The 17444-nt window shown below is 70.4% G+C and carries 14 protein-coding genes; 9 read left to right on the top strand and 5 right to left on the bottom strand.

What is annotated here, in order from left to right; all coding sequences use genetic code 11:
* The 8 genes from VN520_RS07505 to recQ all read left to right on the top strand — a co-directional run.
* On the top strand, nt 1-803 hold an 803-nt coding region (locus VN520_RS07505; protein ID WP_325746069.1), incomplete at its 5' end, for a complex I subunit 1/NuoH family protein.
* Nucleotides 796-1392 carry an NADH-quinone oxidoreductase subunit NuoI gene (gene nuoI / locus VN520_RS07510; RefSeq protein ID WP_325746070.1) on the top strand — a complete coding sequence of 199 codons (597 nt, stop codon included), beginning with the start codon at nt 796-798 and terminating at the stop codon, nt 1390-1392. The genes VN520_RS07505 and nuoI, both read left to right, overlap by 8 nt.
* Nucleotides 1389-2261: an NADH-quinone oxidoreductase subunit J gene (locus VN520_RS07515; protein ID WP_325746071.1), complete on the top strand. Its 873-nt coding sequence runs from the start codon at nt 1389-1391 to the stop codon at nt 2259-2261. Before nuoI ends, VN520_RS07515 begins: the two co-directional genes overlap by 4 nt.
* Nucleotides 2258-2557 (top strand): NADH-quinone oxidoreductase subunit NuoK, encoded by a 300-nt coding sequence (gene nuoK, locus VN520_RS07520; RefSeq protein ID WP_325746072.1) that lies wholly within the window; start codon nt 2258-2260, stop codon nt 2555-2557. Before VN520_RS07515 ends, nuoK begins: the two co-directional genes overlap by 4 nt.
* A 12-nt stretch (nt 2558-2569) precedes the next feature.
* Complete coding sequence (nuoL, locus tag VN520_RS07525; protein WP_325746073.1) at nt 2570-4465, top strand: NADH-quinone oxidoreductase subunit L; 1896 nt, start codon at nt 2570-2572, stop codon at nt 4463-4465.
* 4 nt (nt 4466-4469) lie between these two features.
* The gene (locus VN520_RS07530; protein WP_325746074.1) at nt 4470-6041 is read left to right on the top strand and encodes an NADH-quinone oxidoreductase subunit M; all 1572 of its coding nucleotides are present in this window, start codon (nt 4470-4472) and stop codon (nt 6039-6041) included.
* Nucleotides 6038-7702 (top strand): NADH-quinone oxidoreductase subunit NuoN, encoded by a 1665-nt coding sequence (gene nuoN, locus VN520_RS07535; RefSeq protein ID WP_325746075.1) that lies wholly within the window; start codon nt 6038-6040, stop codon nt 7700-7702. Before VN520_RS07530 ends, nuoN begins: the two co-directional genes overlap by 4 nt.
* Nucleotides 7703-7824: 122 nt before the next feature.
* The gene (gene recQ, locus VN520_RS07540) at nt 7825-9834 is read left to right on the top strand and encodes a DNA helicase RecQ (RefSeq protein ID WP_325746076.1); all 2010 of its coding nucleotides are present in this window, start codon (nt 7825-7827) and stop codon (nt 9832-9834) included.
* 18 nt (nt 9835-9852) lie between these two features.
* Here the strand turns inward: recQ and VN520_RS07545 are convergent, their stop codons facing one another.
* The 5 genes from VN520_RS07545 to VN520_RS07565 all read right to left on the bottom strand — a co-directional run bounded on the left by VN520_RS07545 (nt 9853) and on the right by VN520_RS07565 (nt 16088).
* Nucleotides 9853-10461, bottom strand: coding sequence for a Uma2 family endonuclease (locus VN520_RS07545; RefSeq protein ID WP_325746077.1), 609 nt, complete (start codon nt 10459-10461; stop codon nt 9853-9855).
* Nucleotides 10462-10582: 121 nt separating this feature from the next.
* Nucleotides 10583-11248, bottom strand: coding sequence for a GOLPH3/VPS74 family protein (locus VN520_RS07550; RefSeq protein WP_325746078.1), 666 nt, complete (start codon nt 11246-11248; stop codon nt 10583-10585).
* The gene (fahA, locus tag VN520_RS07555) at nt 11245-12474 is read right to left on the bottom strand and encodes a fumarylacetoacetase (protein ID WP_325746079.1); all 1230 of its coding nucleotides are present in this window, start codon (nt 12472-12474) and stop codon (nt 11245-11247) included. Before fahA ends, VN520_RS07550 begins: the two co-directional genes overlap by 4 nt.
* A gap of 110 nt (nt 12475-12584) precedes the next feature.
* Entirely contained in the window at nt 12585-14579 is a 1995-nt protein-coding gene (locus VN520_RS07560; protein ID WP_325746080.1) for a CocE/NonD family hydrolase, read from the bottom strand.
* A 9-nt stretch (nt 14580-14588) separates the two neighbouring features.
* Nucleotides 14589-16088 carry a peptide MFS transporter gene (locus VN520_RS07565; RefSeq protein ID WP_325746081.1) on the bottom strand — a complete coding sequence of 500 codons (1500 nt, stop codon included), beginning with the start codon at nt 16086-16088 and terminating at the stop codon, nt 14589-14591.
* 156 nt (nt 16089-16244) lie between these two features.
* Between VN520_RS07565 and VN520_RS07570 the strand changes: the two genes are divergently transcribed.
* Nucleotides 16245-17255 carry a polyprenyl synthetase family protein gene (locus tag VN520_RS07570; RefSeq protein WP_325746082.1) on the top strand — a complete coding sequence of 337 codons (1011 nt, stop codon included), beginning with the start codon at nt 16245-16247 and terminating at the stop codon, nt 17253-17255.
* Nucleotides 17256-17444: the final 189 nt, after the last annotated feature.

Below are 17444 nucleotides of genomic sequence, written 5' to 3' on the forward strand. Positions count from 1 at the left end.
CGTCGACGATCGTGGAGGGGCAGACCGACCGCTGGTACATCCTGCTGCTGCCGGTCTCCTTCATCCTCTACATCGTCACGATGGTGGGCGAGACCAACCGCGCCCCCTTCGACATGCCGGAGTCCGAGGGCGACCTGGTGGGCGGCTTCAACACCGAGTACTCGTCGATCAAGTTCGCGATGTTCATGCTCGCCGAGTACGTCAACATGGTGACCGTCTCGGCCGTCGCCACGACGCTGTTCCTCGGCGGCTGGCGGGCCCCCTGGCCGATCAGCACCTTCTGGGAGGGCGCCAACCACGGCTGGTGGCCGCTGCTCTGGTTCGTGGTCAAGGTGCAGCTGCTGCTGTTCTTCTTCATCTGGCTGCGCGGCACGCTCCCGCGCGTCCGCTACGACCAGCTGATGAAGCTCGGCTGGAAGGTCCTCATCCCGGTCTCCGTGGTCTGGCTGATGCTGGTCGCCACGGTCAGGGCGCTGAACAACGAGGGCTACGACTACTCGAAGATCCTGCTGTACGTCGCCGGAGCGGTGATCGCGGTCCTGCTGCTCTCCTTCGTCGCCGACGTCTTCCGCGACCGCAAGGCCAAGGCCGCCGAGGAGGCGGCCGGACCGGAGCCGGCGTTCGACCCGATGGCGGGCGGATTCCCCGTGCCGCCGCTGCCCGGCCAGAGCCTGCCGCCGGTGCCGCGCCGCACCCCACGACGCGAGCGGGAGCTCGTCGCCAGTGGCGGGCCGGACACCCGGAGCGACGATCAGGCGGGTGCCGGAAGTTCGAGTGACGGAAGGGAGGCCGACAGTGTCTGAGTCATCGGAACCCTCAGGGGAGAAGTTCCAGAATCCTGTGGCCGGCTTCGGCGTGACCTTCAAGGCCATGTTCAAGAAGCGGCTGACCGAGCAGTACCCGGAGACGCAGAAGGTGACGGCGCCGCGCTTCCACGGCCGGCACCAGCTCAACCGTCACCCCGACGGGCTGGAGAAGTGCGTCGGCTGCGAGCTCTGCGCCTGGGCGTGCCCGGCGGACGCCATCTACGTCGAGGGCGCGGACAACACGGACGAGGAGCGCTACTCCCCGGGCGAGCGCTACGGCCGCGTCTACCAGATCAACTACGCGCGCTGCATCCTCTGCGGACTCTGCATCGAGGCGTGCCCCACCCGGGCACTGACCATGACCAACGAGTTCGAGCTCGCCAACACCACCCGCGAGAGCCTCATCTACACCAAGGACGAGCTGCTTGCAGGGCTTGAGGAAGGCATGGTCGACAGCCCGCACGCGATCTTCCCCGGCATGGACGAACAGGACTACTACCGCGGCCTGGTGACCGAGGCGGCTCCCGGTACGGAGCGCCAGAGGGCCGTCTCCAAGGGAGAAGCGGACAAGGAGGTGGACGCATGACCTCCACCCTGGCCGCGGCGGCCACCGCCACCTCGACGGGCGAGGCCGTCCAGTTCTGGATCCTCGGCACCGTCGCCGTGATCGGCGCACTCGCCACCGTCCTGATGAAGAAGGCGGTGCACAGCGCACTGTCGCTCGCCGGCACCATGATCGTGCTGGCGGTCTTCTACCTCGCCAACGGCGCCTACTTCCTGGGCATCGTCCAGGTCGTCGTCTACACCGGCGCCATCATGATGCTGTTCCTCTTCGTGGTCATGCTCGTCGGTGTCACCGCGGCGGACTCGCTGAAGGAGACGCTTTCGGGCCAGCGCTGGCTGGCCGCCGCCTGCGGACTCGGCTTCGGCATCCTGCTGATCGCCGGCATCGGGCAGGCGTCGCTGAAGACCTTCAACGGCCTGGGGACGGCGAACGCCCGGCACGGCGGGAACGTCGAGGGCCTCGCCAACCTCATCTTCACCAAGTACGTCTTCGCGTTCGAGATCACCGGCGCCCTGCTGATCACGGCGACCGTCGGCGCGATGCTGCTCACGCACCGCGAGCGCACCGAGCGCGCCAGGACCCAGCGTGAGCTCTCCCGGGAGCGGGTGCGCAGCGGCCATGTGCCGCCGCTGCCGGCCCCCGGTGTCTACGCCAGGCACAACGCCGTGGACATCGCGGGACTGCTCCCGGACGGCACCCCGTCCGAGCTCACCGTCATGCAGACGCTGCGGCAGCGCGGACAGATCCGGGACGTGTCCGGCACGTCGCTCGCCGGCCTCAGGGCGCTGGAACAGCGCTCCGAGGAGCGGCTCGGCCGGGCCGGCGAACCGGCCCGGGCCGGCGAACCAGCCCGTGACCACGCGGAAGAAGAGGAGGAGGTCGCCAAGTGAATCCGGTCAACTACCTCTACCTCGCGGCCCTTTTGTTCACGATCGGTGCCTCCGGCGTGCTGATCAGGCGGAACGCGATCGTGGTGTTCATGTGCATCGAGCTGATGCTGAACGCCTGCAACCTCGCGCTCGTCGCGTTCTCCCGGATCCACGGCAATCTCGACGGCCAGATCATCGCCTTCTTCACGATGGTCGTCGCCGCCGCGGAGGTCGTCATCGGGCTCGCGATCATCGTGTCGCTCTTCCGCTCCCGCCACTCGGCCTCGGTCGACGACGCCAGCCTGATGAAGCTCTAAGGGGTCGGAATCGTGGAAAACCTGATTGCGCTGCTGGTCGCGGCGCCCCTGCTCGGAGCGGCGGTCCTGCTCTGCGGCGGCCGCCGGCTCGACCGGGCCGGACACTGGATCGGCACGGTGCTCGCCGCCGCGTCGTTCGTCATCGGCGTCGTGCTGTTCACCGGCATGCTCGGCAAGGGCGCCGAGGACCGCGCCCTGCACCAGCACCTGTTCAGCTGGATCCCCGTCGAGGGGTTCCAGGCCGATGTGGCCTTCCAGCTGGACCAGTTGTCGATGACGTTCGTCCTGCTGATCACGGGTGTGGGCACGCTGATCCACATCTACTCCATCGGCTACATGGAGCACGACGAGCGCCGCCGCCGCTTCTTCGGCTATCTGAACCTGTTCCTCGCCGCGATGCTCGTCCTGGTCATCGCCGACAACTACCTGCTGCTGTACGTCGGATGGGAAGGCGTCGGCCTGGCGTCGTACCTGCTCATCGGCTTCTGGCAGCACAAGCCCAGCGCGGCCACCGCCGCCAAGAAGGCCTTCCTGGTCAACCGGGTCGGCGACATGGGCCTGTCCATCGCGATCATGCTGATGTTCACCACGTTCGGGACGTTCGCCTTCGGCCCTGTGCTCGGAGCGACGGGGGACACGAGCGAGGGCAAGCTCACCGCGATCGGCCTGATGCTGCTCCTCGCCGCCTGCGGCAAGTCGGCCCAGGTGCCGTTGCAGTCCTGGCTCGGTGACGCGATGGAGGGCCCGACCCCGGTCTCGGCCCTGATCCACGCCGCCACCATGGTGACCGCGGGCGTCTACCTCATCGTCCGCTCCGGTGCGATCTTCGACGCGGCCCCTGACGCGCAGCTGGCCGTCGTGATCGTCGGCGCCGTCACGCTCCTCTTCGGTGCGGTCGTCGGTTGTGCGAAGGACGACATCAAGAAGGCCCTCGCCGGGTCGACGATGTCGCAGATCGGCTACATGATCCTCGCCGCGGGCCTCGGCCCCGTCGGCTACGTCTTCGCGATCATGCACCTCGTGACGCACGGCTTCTTCAAGGCCGGGCTCTTCCTCGGTGCGGGCTCGGTCATGCACGGCATGAACGACGAGGTCGACATGCGCAAGTACGGCGGCCTCAGGAAGTACATGCCGGTCACCTTCGTCACCTTCGGCCTCGGCTACCTCGCGATCATCGGCTTCCCCGGTCTGTCCGGCTTCTTCTCCAAGGACATGATCATCGAGGCGGCCTTCGCCAAGGGCGGTACCCAGGGCTGGATCCTCGGCTGCGTCACGTTGCTGGGCGCCGGGATCACCGCGTTCTACATGACGCGCGTGATGCTGCTGACGTTCTTCGGCGAGAAGCGCTGGCAGCCGGACGCCGAGGGCCACGAGCCGCACCCGCACGAGTCACCGAAGTCGATGACGGTCCCGATGATCGTGCTGGCCTTCGGGTCGGTCTTCGCCGGAGGCTTCTTCTCCATCGGCGACCGGTTCATGCACTGGCTGGAGCCCGTCACCGGACACGACCACGGACACGCCCCGGTCAGCGCGGCCACCGTCACCGCCGCCACCATGGTGGTGCTCGTCATCGGTGCCGCCATCGCCTGGGCCATGTACGGGCGCAGGCCCGTGCCCGCAGTCGCCCCGCGCGGCTCGCTGCTCACCAGGGCGGCCCGCCGGGACCTCCTCCAGGACGACTTCAACCACGTGGTCCTGGTGCGCGGCGGTGAACACCTCACCCGCTCCCTGGTCTACGTCGACCACACCCTGGTCGACGGCGTCGTCAACGGCACGGCCGCGACGATGGGCGGGCTCTCCGGCCGGCTGCGCAAGCTGCAGAACGGCTATGCCCGCTCCTACGCGGTCTCGATGTTCGGCGGTGCGGCGGTCCTCATCGCCGCCACCCTGCTGATGAGGGCGGTCTGATCCCATGTCCTTTCCCCTCCTGACAGCGACGGCGGCGCTCCCGGCGATCGGCGCGATCGCCACCGCCGCCGTACCGGCCGCCCGGCGCACGGCGGCCAAGTGGCTCGCCCTGACCGTCTCGCTGGCGACCCTCGTCCTGGCGGGCATCGTGTTCGCCCGCTTCGAACCGGGCGGCGACCGCTACCAGCTGACCGAGTCCCACGCCTGGATCAAGGACTTCGGCGTCCGGTACGAACTGGGTGTCGACGGCATCGGGGTGGCGCTCCTGGCGCTCACCGCGCTGCTGATCCCCTTCGTCGTCCTGGCGGCCTGGCACGACGCGGACCCCCACGGGGAGACCACCTCCCGCTGGCGGCCGACCCAGGGCTTCTTCGCCCTGATCCTGATGGTCGAAGCGATGGTGATCCTGTCCTTCGTGGCCACCGACGTCTTCCTCTTCTACATCCTCTTCGAAGCCATGCTCATCCCGATGTACTTCCTCATCGGCGGCTTCGGGGACCGGGCGCACCCGGGCACCGAGGAGAACGCGGCGGCGCAGCGCAGCTACGCCGCGGTGAAGTTCCTCCTCTACAACCTGGCCGGCGGGCTCATCATGCTGGCCGCCGTCATCGGGCTCTACGTGGTCGCGGGGAGCTTCTCGCTCTCCGAGATCGCCGCGGCCCGGGCCGACGGGTCGCTGGACATGGCGACCTCCACCGAGCGGTGGCTGTTCCTCGGGTTCTTCTTCGCCTTCGCGGTGAAGGCCCCGCTGTGGCCGCTGCACACCTGGCTGCCGAACGCCATGGGGGAGGCGACCACCCCGGTGGCCGTCCTGATCACCGCGGTCGTCGACAAGGTCGGCACCTTCGCGATGCTCCGCTTCTGCCTCCAGCTCTTCCCGGAGGCCAGCACGTGGGCGACGCCGGTGATCATCGTCCTGGCGCTGATCTCCATCGTGTACGGCGCCCTGCTGGCGGTCGGCCAGCGCGACATCAAGCGGCTCATCGCCTACGCGTCGATCTCGCACTTCGGCTTCATCGTGCTCGGCATCTTCGCGATGACCAGCCAGGGCCAGTCGGGCGCCACGCTCTACATGGTCAACCACGGTCTCTCGACGGCCGCACTGATGCTGGTCGCCGGATTCCTGATCACCCGGCGGGGTTCGCGGCTCATCGCCGACTACGGCGGGGTGCAGAAGGTGGCGCCCGTCCTGGCGGGGACCTTCCTCATCGGCGGTCTGGCCACCCTCTCGCTGCCGGGCCTCGCACCGTTCGTCAGTGAGTTCCTGGTCCTCGTCGGTGTGTTCAGCGCCTACCCGGTGGCCGGCGTCATCGCCACCACGGGCATCGTGCTCGCCGCGCTCTACGTCCTGGTCCTCTACCAGCGGACGATGACGGGGCCGGTCAGGGAGGGGATCGGGGGGATGCCCGACCTCAGGGTCCGCGAGCTGGCGGTGGCCCTTCCGCTGATCGCCCTGCTGATCCTCCTGGGCGTCTTCCCGAAGCCGGTCACCGACGTCGTCAACCCGGCGGTCCAGCACACCATGCACGACGTACAGAAGAAGGACCCCCAGCCCGAGGTGGAGGCCGCCAAGTGAGCGCAACAGCTGTCCACGGTCCGTGGACCACGGCGGGCGGGGTGACATCGGCCGCCCCGGGCGACACGTTCACCGTTCCGGCCATCGAGTACGTCCAACTGGCGCCCGTCCTGATCGTGGTCGGCGCCGCCGTCCTCGGGATCCTGGTGGAGGCCTTCGTCCCGCGACGGGCCCGCTACACCACCCAGGTGTTCCTGACGGTCGGCGTGATCGCCGCCGCGTTCGCCGCGGTGGTGGGCCTCGCCGCCGACGGCTACGCCGGGGAGCACGCGAACATCGCCGCGATGGGCGCCGTCGCCGTCGACGGGCCCGCCCTGTTCCTCCAGGGCACCATCCTGCTCGTCTCCATGGTCTCGGTCTTCACGTTCGCCGAGCGGCGCCTCGATCCGGCCTCGCACGGCAACCGCGTGGACTCCTTCGCCGCCCAGGCCGGTTCGGTGCCCGGCAGCGACGGGGAGAAGGCGGCGGTCAAGGCCGGGTTCACCACGACCGAGGTCTTCCCGCTGGCCCTCTTCTCCGTGGCGGGCATGCTGGTCTTCCCCGCGGCCAACGACCTCCTGACGCTCTTCGTCGCACTTGAGGTCTTCTCCCTCCCGCTCTACCTCCTGTGCGCCCTCGCCCGCCGCAAGCGGCTGATGTCACAGGAAGCCGCCGTGAAGTACTTCCTGCTCGGCGCCTTCTCCTCGGCCTTCCTGCTCTTCGGGATCGCCCTGCTCTACGGTTACGCGGGCACCGTCTCGTACGCCGGCATCGCCGACGTCGTCGACGGCAGCGTCCAGCAGATCGACCCGGCCCTCGCCGGCACCATGGGCAACGACGCGCTGCTGCTGATCGGCGGGGCGATGATCCTCATGGGCCTGCTCTTCAAGGTCGGCGCGGTCCCGTTCCACATGTGGACCCCGGACGTCTACCAGGGAGCCCCGACCCCGGTCACCGGCTTCATGGCCGCGGCCACGAAGGTCGCCGCCTTCGGCGCGCTCCTGCGCCTGCTGTACGTGGTGCTGCCCGGTCTCACCTGGGACCTCCGCCCCGTCATGTGGGGGGTCGCGATCGTCACGATGCTGGGCGGTGCGATCGTCGCGATCACCCAGACCGACATCAAGCGGCTCCTGGCCTACTCCTCGATCGCGCACGCGGGCTTCATCCTCGCCGGTGTCATCGCGGCCAGCCCGGAAGGCGTCTCCTCGGTCCTCTTCTACCTCGGGGTGTACTCCTTCGTGACCGTCGGCGCCTTCGCCGTCGTCACCCTGGTCCGGGACGCGGGCGGTGAGGCGACCCATCTGTCGAAGTGGGCCGGCCTCGGCCGCCGCTCGCCGCTGACCGCGGCGGTCTTCGCGGTGTTCCTGCTGTCCTTCGCCGGTATCCCGCTCACCTCGGGCTTCTCCGGCAAGTTCGCCGTCTTCAAGGCGGCGGCGGACGGCGGCGCGAGCGGGCTCGTCGTGGTCGGTGTGATCTCGTCGGCCATCGCGGCGTTCTTCTACGTCCGGGTCATCGTCCTGATGTTCTTCAGCGAGCCGAAGGCGGACGGCCCGACGGTCGCCGTCCCGTCCCCGCTGACGATGACCACGATCGCTGTCGGAGTCGCCGTGACCCTGGTCCTCGGCCTGGCCCCGCAGTACTTCCTGGACCTGGCGAGCCAGGCGGGAGTGTTCGTGCGGTGACGGTGTGACCGCGCTGCGACGCCGGACGGCCTTGGAAAGTCAAGGCCGTCCGGCGTTGTCGTAGGCGGCGCCTATGGTGGACCGGGGCGGTTGGACAGAGAAACGGACGGACGGGCGCGACCATGAGTGTGACGACCGAGAGCGCTGCGCAGCAGACGCTGCACCGGGTGTTCGGGTACGAGGCGTTCCGCGGTGAGCAGGGCGCGGTGATCGAGCATGTCGTCGGGGGCGGCGACGCGGTCGTGCTCATGCCCACCGGCGGTGGCAAGTCCCTCTGCTACCAGATCCCCGCCCTGGTCAGGCCCGGTACCGGCATCGTGATCTCCCCGCTGATCGCGCTCATGCAGGACCAGGTGGACGCCCTGCGGGCGCTCGGTGTCCGCGCGGGCTTCATGAACTCCACGCAGGACTTCGACGAGCGCCGCTCGATGGAGGCCCAGTTCGTCGCCGGTGAGCTCGACGTGCTGTATCTGGCCCCCGAGCGGCTGCGCCTGGACTCCACCCTCGCGCTGCTGGCCCGCGGGGAGATCTCCGTCTTCGCCATCGACGAGGCGCACTGCGTCGCCCAGTGGGGCCACGACTTCCGCCCCGACTACCTGGCCCTGTCCGTGCTGGGCGAGCGCTGGCCCGACGTGCCCCGTATCGCGCTGACGGCCACGGCGACCGACGCCACGCACCGGGAGATCACCCAGCGCCTGGGCATGCCCGACGCCCGGCACTTCGTGGCCAGCTTCGACCGGCCCAACATCCAGTACCGCATCGTGGGGAAGTCCGACCCGAAGAAGCAGCTGCTCACCTTCCTCAAGGAGGAGCACGCGGGCGACGCGGGCATCGTCTACTGCCTCTCGCGCAATTCGACGGAGAAGACCGCCGAATACCTCTGCCGCAACGGCATCGAGGCCGTGCCCTACCACGCGGGCCTGGACGCCGGGACGCGCGCCGCCCACCAGTCCCGCTTCCTGCGCGAGGAGGGCCTGGTCGTCGTCGCGACCATTGCGTTCGGCATGGGCATCGACAAGCCCGACGTGCGTTTCGTCGCCCACCTCGATCTGCCCAAGTCCGTCGAGGGCTACTACCAGGAGACCGGCCGTGCCGGACGTGACGGGGCACCCTCCACGGCCTGGATGGCGTACGGGCTCCAGGACGTCGTCCAGCAGCGCAAGCTGATCCAGGGCGGTGAGGGCGACGAGGCCTTCCGGCGCCGGGCCGCCTCGCACCTCGACTCGATGCTGGCGCTCTGCGAGACCGTGCAGTGCCGCCGCGCCCAGCTCCTGACGTACTTCGGCCAGGAGCCCGGCGCGCAGTCCTGCGGCAACTGCGACACCTGCCTCACCCCGCCCGAGACCTGGGACGGCACGGAGGTCAGCCAGAAGCTGCTCTCCACCGTGGTCCGGCTGAAGCGGGAGCGCAACCAGAAGTTCGGGGCCGGCCAGATCATCGACATCCTGCTGGGCCGCAGGACCGCGAAGGTCATCCAGTTCGACCACGACCAGCTCTCGGTCTTCGGCATCGGCGAGGAACTGACCGAGGCGGAATGGCGGGGCGTGGTACGCCAGTTGCTGGCCCAGGGACTGCTCGCCGTCGAGGGGGAGTACGGCACGCTGGTGCTGACCGAGGAGAGCGGCTCCGTGCTCGGACGGAAGCGCGAGGTGCAGCTCCGCAAGGAGCCGAAGCGGCCCACGGCCCGGTCCGGCGGTGCGGGCGAGCGCAAGGCCAAGTCGGCGGCGGCCGTGGCCGATCTCCCGGCCGAGGCCGTCCCGGTCTTCGAGGCGCTGCGCGCCTGGCGCGGCGCCCAGGCGAAGGAGCTGGGCCTCCCGGCGTACGTGATCTTCCATGACGCGACGCTGCGGGAGATCGCCGCCCTGCGCCCCGGATCCCTGGCGGAGCTGGGCGGGATCAGCGGACTCGGCGAGAAGAAGCTGGCGACGTACGGCGAGGGGGTGCTGGAGGTGCTGGCGGGACTGGGGGACACGGCCCCCGCCACCGCCCCGGAGGCGGAAGCGGCCCCCGCACCGGAAGCGGCCCCCGCGCCCGTGCCGCCCACGCGGACCCCGGTCCCGGCGGCCCGGCCCGCCGTCCAGGACACGGACCCGGAATTCGGCTGGGACGAGGAGCCGCCCGAGTTCGAGTGAGCCGGGGCGCCGCGGGCGTTATCGGGGGTCCACCGCCCGGCGGCGCGGGGTGATGGCCGTGAGGTCGAGATCGGCCTCGAAGGGGACGGACACCTTCATCCGGTCGTGGAAGATCCCGGTGGAGGTGTAGGCGCCGGTAGCAGGCTCCAGCTCGAAGACGTAGACCACGGCACGGCCGTCGTGGTTCTCCACTCGCCAGAAGTGGGGGATCTTCACCCGGGCGTACTTCACCGGCTTCGTCTCCCGGTCCCGTGACCGGGACTCCGGGGAGACGACCTCGATGGCCAGCCGCACGGACTCGGCGGGAAAGCGGGTCTGGTCCGGGTCCTGGATGATCTCGCCGTCCACGACGATCACATCGGGCTCGGGCCGGTTGAAGCGGTCGATGTCGATGGTGAACTCGCGCACGACCTCCAGCTCGGGCGGCGCCAGTGACTGAAGCTGCCAATTGAAGAAGTCGACCGCCCGTGAATGGAACAACGTCTGCGGACTCACGAAAACCAGGCTCCCGTCGATCAGCTCCGTGTGCGGAGGCAGATTCGGGAGTGTGTCCAGGTCATCGGCGGTCCAGCCGCCCACGGGCGGAACCGCCCACCGCGGCTCGGGGGCCTCGGGTTCGATGCTCATCAGTGCTCCCATACGAAGGATTCTCGCGGGCCGGTCCAGCGTATCCGGCGAGAACCGGGCACGGCCGCTCAGACGTGTGAGCGAGTCACGCGCCGTTGACCACCGCCCCCCCCAGAGGGCGTCAGTCGCCGCCCCCGCCGCCGTCCCCGCCCCCGGTCCGGGCCGCCTTGTCCTGGCTCACATTGCGGTGCACGGCCAGTGCGGGCCACTCCTCGCGGGCCAGGGCCCGCGCCGCCGCGCGTGTGCGGCGGTCGCCCTGCTTCACCATCGACGGCAGTTCCACCGCGGCGGCCAGCGCCGCGAGCAGCCTGCTCCGGCGGTCGGGGAACCCCGCCGCACGGGACTCCTCGAAACGCTGCCGCACCTCCTGCGCCGGGGAGGCGGGGCCCGCCGGGTGGCGGTGGAACGGGAACAGGCCGAGGAAGCGCCGGGTCTCCCTACGCAGGACACCGCGCTCCACCAGGGCCTCCAGGTACATGCCTTCGGCCTGCCGCGCCGACCGCCGCACCCAGCGTCCGGCCGGCCCTCCCGAGCCGAATCTGCTCTTTCCCGGCGGCGGAAGGCTCCGCAGGAACACCGCGAGCAGCGGATCCGGCGGTTCCAGCGGATCGACGACCACCACGCGGCCGCGCTCCTCGGCGATCCTCCCCTGGAGCTCCAGCTCCGCCAGGACGGCCCCGGCGATGCCGTACTCCAGGAACCGGCCGCGGCAGTACGGCTTGCCGCGTACGGGATCCAGGGCGAGCAGCAGCAGTTCCTCGGGGAGCGTGGGCGCGGCGGCGTTCACGGCGAGGCCGTGATCCGTCCGGTGACCTCGCCGAGGCCGACCCGTGTGCCGTGCGGTCCGGGCGCCCAGGCGGTCAGGGTGACCGTGTCCCCGTCCTCCAGGAACGTCCGCTTGCCCTCGGCCAGGTCCAGCGGGTCGCGGCCGTTCCACGTGAGTTCCAGCAGGGAGCCGCGCTGCCCCGGTTCCGCACCGCTGACGGTGCCGGAGCCGTACAGATCGCCCGTGCGCAGCGAGGCACCGTTCACCGTCATCTGCGCGAGCTGCTGGGCCGCCGTCCAGTACATGGAGGAGAACGGCGGCTCGGAGACGGTCTGCCCGTTGATCTCCACCGAGATCCGGATGTCGAAGCCGCCCGGTTCCTCGTCGTCCGCGTCGTCCAGATAGGGGAGCAGCCCGGTGTCCCGGGCGGGCGGCGCCGTGCGGGCCGCGTCCAGGGCCTCCAGCGGGGTCACCCACGCCGACACGGAGGTGGCGAAGGACTTGCCGAGGAACGGGCCCAGCGGCACGTACTCCCAGGCCTGGATGTCCCGCGCCGACCAGTCGTTGAGCAGGCAGAGCCCGAAGACGTGCTCGCGGAAGTCACCGAGCGCCACGGGGGAGCCCTGCTCCGAGGGGACGCCCACGACGAAGCCCACCTCGGCCTCGATGTCCAGCTTCACCGAGGGGCCGAAGACGGGGGCGGGGTCGGACGGTGCCTTGCGCTGCCCGCAGGGGCGCGCCACCTCCGTGCCGGAGACGACGACCGTGCCGGCCCGCCCGTGGTAACCGATCGGCAGGTGTTTCCAGTTGGGGGTGAGGGCCGCCCCGTCGGGACGGAAGATCCTCCCCACGTTGGTGGCGTGGTGCTCGCTGGCGTAGAAGTCGACGTAGTCCGCGACCTCGTACGGCAGGTGCAGGACCACCGCGTCCAGCGGGTGCAGCAGCGGTTCCAGGTCCGGGCGGTGGGACGGGACCGTCACCCACGCCGTCAGTGCCCGGCGCACGTCGCGCCACGCGGTGCGCCCCGCCGCCAGCAGCGGCATCAGGCTCGGCTGCGCCAGCAGTCCGGCGTACGGGGAGCCGAGTGCGTGCGCCGCTGCTCCGGCGTCCAGCACGTGTGAGCCGATACGGACCCCCACCCTTCGGTCCTCGGGGTGTCCGGGGGTGGAGAACACGCCGTACGGAAGATTGTGCGGACCGAAGGGATCGCCCTCGGCCACGTCGAGCGGGCTGCTCTGCTCGGGCATCTGTCGCTGCCCCTTTCCAGTCGCTTGGGGAACACGGTACGTCGGCGTCGCCGGGCGGCGGCGGTGACTCAAGTAGCGGTGATGCCCGGAAAGTTACGTGATAACCCTGGTCAGCCCGCCGTGCGGGGGATCCTCTTCTCCCAGGTCCGGTGGAAGACGGTCTCGTCGCCGTCCTTGCACACGACCTCGTTGGACGTGAGGAAGGCGTCCGCGTCCGCGCGCGTCTGCGAACGGGTCTCGATCCGCACGTCCCAGGACATCGCGGGCCGGTGCAGCCGGATCGTCCAGTCCGAACGGGCCCTGGCCGACAGGGGGTCGTCCTCCTGGATCGTGTACGTCTCCAGGGCGTCCTCGGTGAACTCCAGCCCGTCGGGGTAGACACGCGTGCCGCCGTAGCGGGGATCGACCTCCAGCCGCCATTCGCCCTTGGCGACGTCACGGACCACCAGCCGCTCCGGGCGCTGCCCGTCGAGCGTGACCGGGTGGACGACGCCGAGCGGCTCCGCCTGCTCCGGTTCGCCGAAGGTGATCGCCGGGTCCTCGGTGGGCCGGCGCACCGGGAGCTCGACGAGGCTGCCCTCCGCCTCGAGTGTGAAGCCCGCCGAACCGGCCTGGGGCCAGATCCACGGCCAGTACGAGGAGGAGAGGGCGATCCTGATCCGGTGGCCGGGCGGGAAGGTGTGCCCGATGCCGTTCAGCTCGAAGGTCACGTACTCGGTCTCCCCGGCGGGCCAGTCCTCCGCGCGGTCGCGCCCGTGCCGGGTGGCCAGGTTGAGGGCCCCGCGGGTCACCAGGGTGGAGGCCCCGTCCGGAGCCACGTCGCAGAGCCGGGCGATCACCTGGCCGCGCGGCACGTCCATCCGGACCAGGAGCGTCACCCGTGGGCGGCCGAGGATCTCGATCGGGGCGTCCTCGACGGGGAACTCGAAACACACCGACTTGGCGTCCTCGTCCCGCTGGTCGGGCGGCAGGTCGGCGTCGTTGCCGAACGGGAAGAAGCGCCCCGCGTCCAGCCCGGTCTGCTGCGGTGAGCGGACGGTCCGTGCTCCGCCCTCCAGGGCGTACGTCACCGGAGTGACGTTCCCGGACGGCCAGCTCGCGTCGCCGACCCAGCGGCCGGGCAGCGTCCCGTAGACCGTGGCGGGACGGTGCGAGCCGCTGATCCAGGACCGCAGCAGGGGCTCGTCCATCACCCCGGTGTCCTGGTCCTTGAGGTGCTGGTCCCACCAGCGCAGCGTCTCCTGGAGGAAGCCGATCGCGGGGCCCGGGGGGAGGCCGCGGTCCGGGTACTGGTGCGACCAGGGGCCGATCAGCCCGCGCACCTGCCCGGGGTCCAGGTGCTCGACGAGCCGCAGGACGGTGTCGCGGTACGGGTCGTGCCAGCCGCCCACCGCCAGGACCTTGGCCTGGATGGCGCCGTAGTCCTCGCAGACGCTGCCGTGCTTCCAGTAGTCGTCGCGGGTCTGGTGCGCCAGCCACGTGTGGATGAGGGGCTCCACCGCCTCCAGCCGCCGCAGCCACATGTCCCGCCAGTCGGCGCCGACGTCCGCCGGGTCCGGGGGCCGGGAGACGAAGGCCAGCATGGTGGAGGCCCAGGCGTGCATGTCCACACCGAGGACGGACCCGCCCATGTAGTGGACGTCGTTGTCGTAGCGGTCGTCGGCCGAGCACACGGTGACGACCGCCTTCAGGGGCTCGGGCGCGAGCGCGGCGATCTGGAGCGAGTTGAAGCCGCCCCAGGAGATGCCGAACATGCCGACCCGCCCGGAGCACCACTCCTGCCGGGCCAGCCAGTGCACGACGGCGACCCCGTCGGCGAGCTCCGTCGCGTCGTACTCGTCGCCCGGCATGCCCTCGCTGTTGCCGTGCCCGCGCACATCGACGCGTACGGAGGCGTAGCCGTGGCCCGCGTACCAGGGGTGGCGCTGCCAGTCGCGCGGCGCCGTCCAGTCACTGAGCCGGTAGGGCAGGTACTCCAGCAGCGCGGGCACCGGCTCGTCGGTGACCGGCCGCCAGATCCTGGCGTACAGCTGGGTGCTGTCCGCGAGGGGGATGTAGAGGTCCTCGTGGGTGGTCTCGTACGGGAAATCGGTGCGGATGCGCATGGCGGTACCTCAGTGGACGGGGTGCATGGTGCGCCTGAGCCAGGGAGCGGCGGCGATGACGGCCACACCGGCCGCCACCGCGACGGCGCCATTGACACCGAAGTAGGCGGGGTGGGAGACCTCGCCGTAGAGCTTCACGATCTGTGCCTGGATTCCGTTGGCGAGGGCCAGCGACAGGAACCACAGCGCCATCGTCTGGCTGGCGAACGCCCGGGGGGCGAGCTTGGTGGTGGCGGACATGCCGGAGGTCTCCAGCAGGATGTCGCCGAGGCCGAGCAGCAGGTAGGAGCCGACGATCCACCAGGCGGCCATCTCGAACGTGCCGTCGGAGTGGCCGGAGGTCGGGAGGACCATCAGGAGGAACGACAGCCCGCCGAGGACCACCCCGAACGCGATCTTGTTGGAGGCGTGCGGCTGGCGCGGCCCCATCCGGGCCCAGACGGCGGCCACGACGGGCGCCAGCGCGACCTCGAAGGCGCCCAGCGCGGAGGCGTACCAGCTCGCCGGGAAGTGGAAGCCGAAGACCTCCGTACGGGCGTTCGTCGAGGCGAGCAGCATCATCGTCGAGTACGCCTGGAAGAGGATGAAGTTGAAGACGACGGAGGCCAGGAACAGCACGACGTACGGCCGGAGCCTGCCGCGCTCCTCCGGGGTGACCCGGGGGCTCCTGAACATCACGGCGAAGTACACGACGGGTGCGATCACCGAGACGAGGGTGAGCACGTCGACGAAGCGGTCCATCGTGAGCCGGCCGGCCAGGGCCAGGGCCGTCGCCACCAGCGCGGCCACCACGAGGCCGGCCGTGATCGTCAGTACGGCCCGGCGCATCGGTCCGGGCGCGAGGGCGTACTCCGCCGCGTGCTTTCGCCCGGCGAGGTGACGCCGGCCCGCGACGTACTGGATCAGGCCGAGCGTCATGCCGACCGCGGCGGCCGAGAAGCCCCAGTGCCAGCCCGCGTGTTCGCCGAGCCATCCGGTGACCAGGGGGCCGGCGAAGGCGCCGATGTTGATGCCCATGTAGTAGAGCGCGAAGCCGGCGTCGCGGCGCTGGTCCCGCGTGCTGTAGAGCTTGCCGACCATCGAGGCGACATTGGGCTTGAGCAGGCCCGTCCCCGCGCTGATCAGGCCGAGGCCCACCCAGGTCATCGAGGCGGTGGGGACCGCCATGGCGTAGTGGCCGCAGGCGATGAGGACGCCGCCGTACAGGACGGCGCGGTACGAGCCGAGGATCCGGTCGGCCAGCCAGCCGCCCGCGACGGACACGAGATAGACGAGGGTGCCGTAGGCGGCGGACACGGAGGCGGCGGTGCCCGGGTCCATGCCCATGCCGTCGTCGGAGACCTCGGCGGCGAAGAAGAGGACCAGGATGGCCTGCATCCCGAGGAACGAGAAACGCTCCCAGACCTCCAGCCCGGACAGGGTCATCAGACCCCGGGGCTGACCGAAGAAGGCGTGATCGTCTTCGGACGGCGGCTGGGCCGGTTCGGTACCGGTCGCGGTGTGGGACAAAACGACAACTCCTGATCGTATGAGCTGATGCCGAACATACCGGCGGTGGCGGGAAGGCGCCCACGGTGATCCAAAGGGGACCGGATACGCTGAGTTGAGTGCGGACAGCGACACATCGACAATCCGTGTGATCGTCAGCAGACAGGAGATGCCCTCGTGACCGTCGTCGGGCCGTTCGGACTGAGCGTGCGGGACCAGGACCTTGAGGCCGATGTCCAGGCCGGTTTGGCCGCTGTCGAGGCGGGACTGCTGGATGCCACCAAGAGCGAGGTCCCGTTCATCACAGAGGCCGCGCAGCACCTCGTCAGCGCGGGGGGCAAGCGCTTCCGGCCGCTGCTGGTGATGCTCGCGTCCCAGTTCGGTGACCCCGACGCGCCGGGCGTCGTCCCCGCCGCCGTGGTCGTCGAGCTGACGCACCTGGCGACGCTGTACCACGACGACGTGATGGACGAGGCGGACGTGCGCCGCGGGGTGGCCAGCGCCAACACCCGCTGGGGCAACTCGGTGGCCGTCCTGACGGGCGACTTCCTCTTCGCACGGGCCTCGCACATCCTGGCCGACCTCGGACCGGAGGCCGTCCGCATCCAGGCACAGGCCTTCGAACGCCTGGTCACCGGTCAGATCCTGGAGACCGCGGGCCCGCGCGACGGCCGCGACCCCGTGGACCACTACATGGACGTGCTGGGCGGCAAGACCGGCTCGCTGGTCGCCGTGTCCGGCCGGTTCGGCGCGCTGATGGCGGGGGCCGACGAGTCGGTCGTCGACATCCTCACCCAGTACGGCGAGCGCCTCGGCATCGCCTTCCAGCTGGCCGACGACGTCCTGGACATCGCCTCCGACTCCCACGAGTCGGGCAAGACGCCCGGCACCGACCTGCGCGAGGGCATCCCCACCCTGCCGGTCCTCCACCTGCGCGCGCGGGCGGCGGCCGAGGGCCGCCCGGAGGACAAGGAGCTCGTGGAGCTGCTGGACGGCGACCTGAGCGACGACGCCCGGCTCGCGGAGGCACTGCGCGGGCTGCGCACCCACCCGGCGCTGGAGCAGGCGCGACGCGACACCGTCCGCTACGCCGAGGAGGCGCGGGCGACGCTGGCACCGCTGCCCGAGGGCTACGCCAAGGCCGCGCTCGAAGAGCTGTGCGACGCCGTGGTGCACCGCGCCGGCTGACCCGTACGGCCCCGCCGGCCCGGTAAGGGCCGGCGGTCCCCTAGGGGCTCCGGCGGACCGGGCACACCGGGGGTCATCCCGGAGAGGTACGCACAGTTGCTCCCGAGGGCTGACGCTTGTGTCCGCTCGATTTGGTCAGATGAGATGACAACCACTCCTGACCACATCGGGTGAGAATGGCGGCGGGGA

This window comes from Streptomyces sp., from assembly GCF_035563135.1.
In the GTDB taxonomy this organism is placed as follows: Bacteria; Actinomycetota; Actinomycetes; order Streptomycetales; family Streptomycetaceae; genus Streptomyces.

Excerpts from the sequence above, each read along its gene's own strand:
- VN520_RS07515 (WP_325746071.1), top strand. The coding sequence starts at position 1,389 with ATGACCTCCACCCTGGCCGCGGCGGCCACCGCCACCTCGACGGGCGAG.
- VN520_RS07530 (WP_325746074.1), top strand. The coding sequence starts at position 4,470 with ATGTCCTTTCCCCTCCTGACAGCGACGGCGGCGCTCCCGGCGATCGGC.
- VN520_RS07560 (WP_325746080.1), bottom strand. The coding sequence starts at position 14,579 with ATGCGCATCCGCACCGATTTCCCGTACGAGACCACCCACGAGGACCTC.
- fahA (WP_325746079.1), bottom strand. The coding sequence starts at position 12,474 with ATGCCCGAGCAGAGCAGCCCGCTCGACGTGGCCGAGGGCGATCCCTTC.
- recQ (WP_325746076.1), top strand. The coding sequence starts at position 7,825 with ATGAGTGTGACGACCGAGAGCGCTGCGCAGCAGACGCTGCACCGGGTG.
- VN520_RS07545 (WP_325746077.1), bottom strand. The coding sequence starts at position 10,461 with ATGAGCATCGAACCCGAGGCCCCCGAGCCGCGGTGGGCGGTTCCGCCC.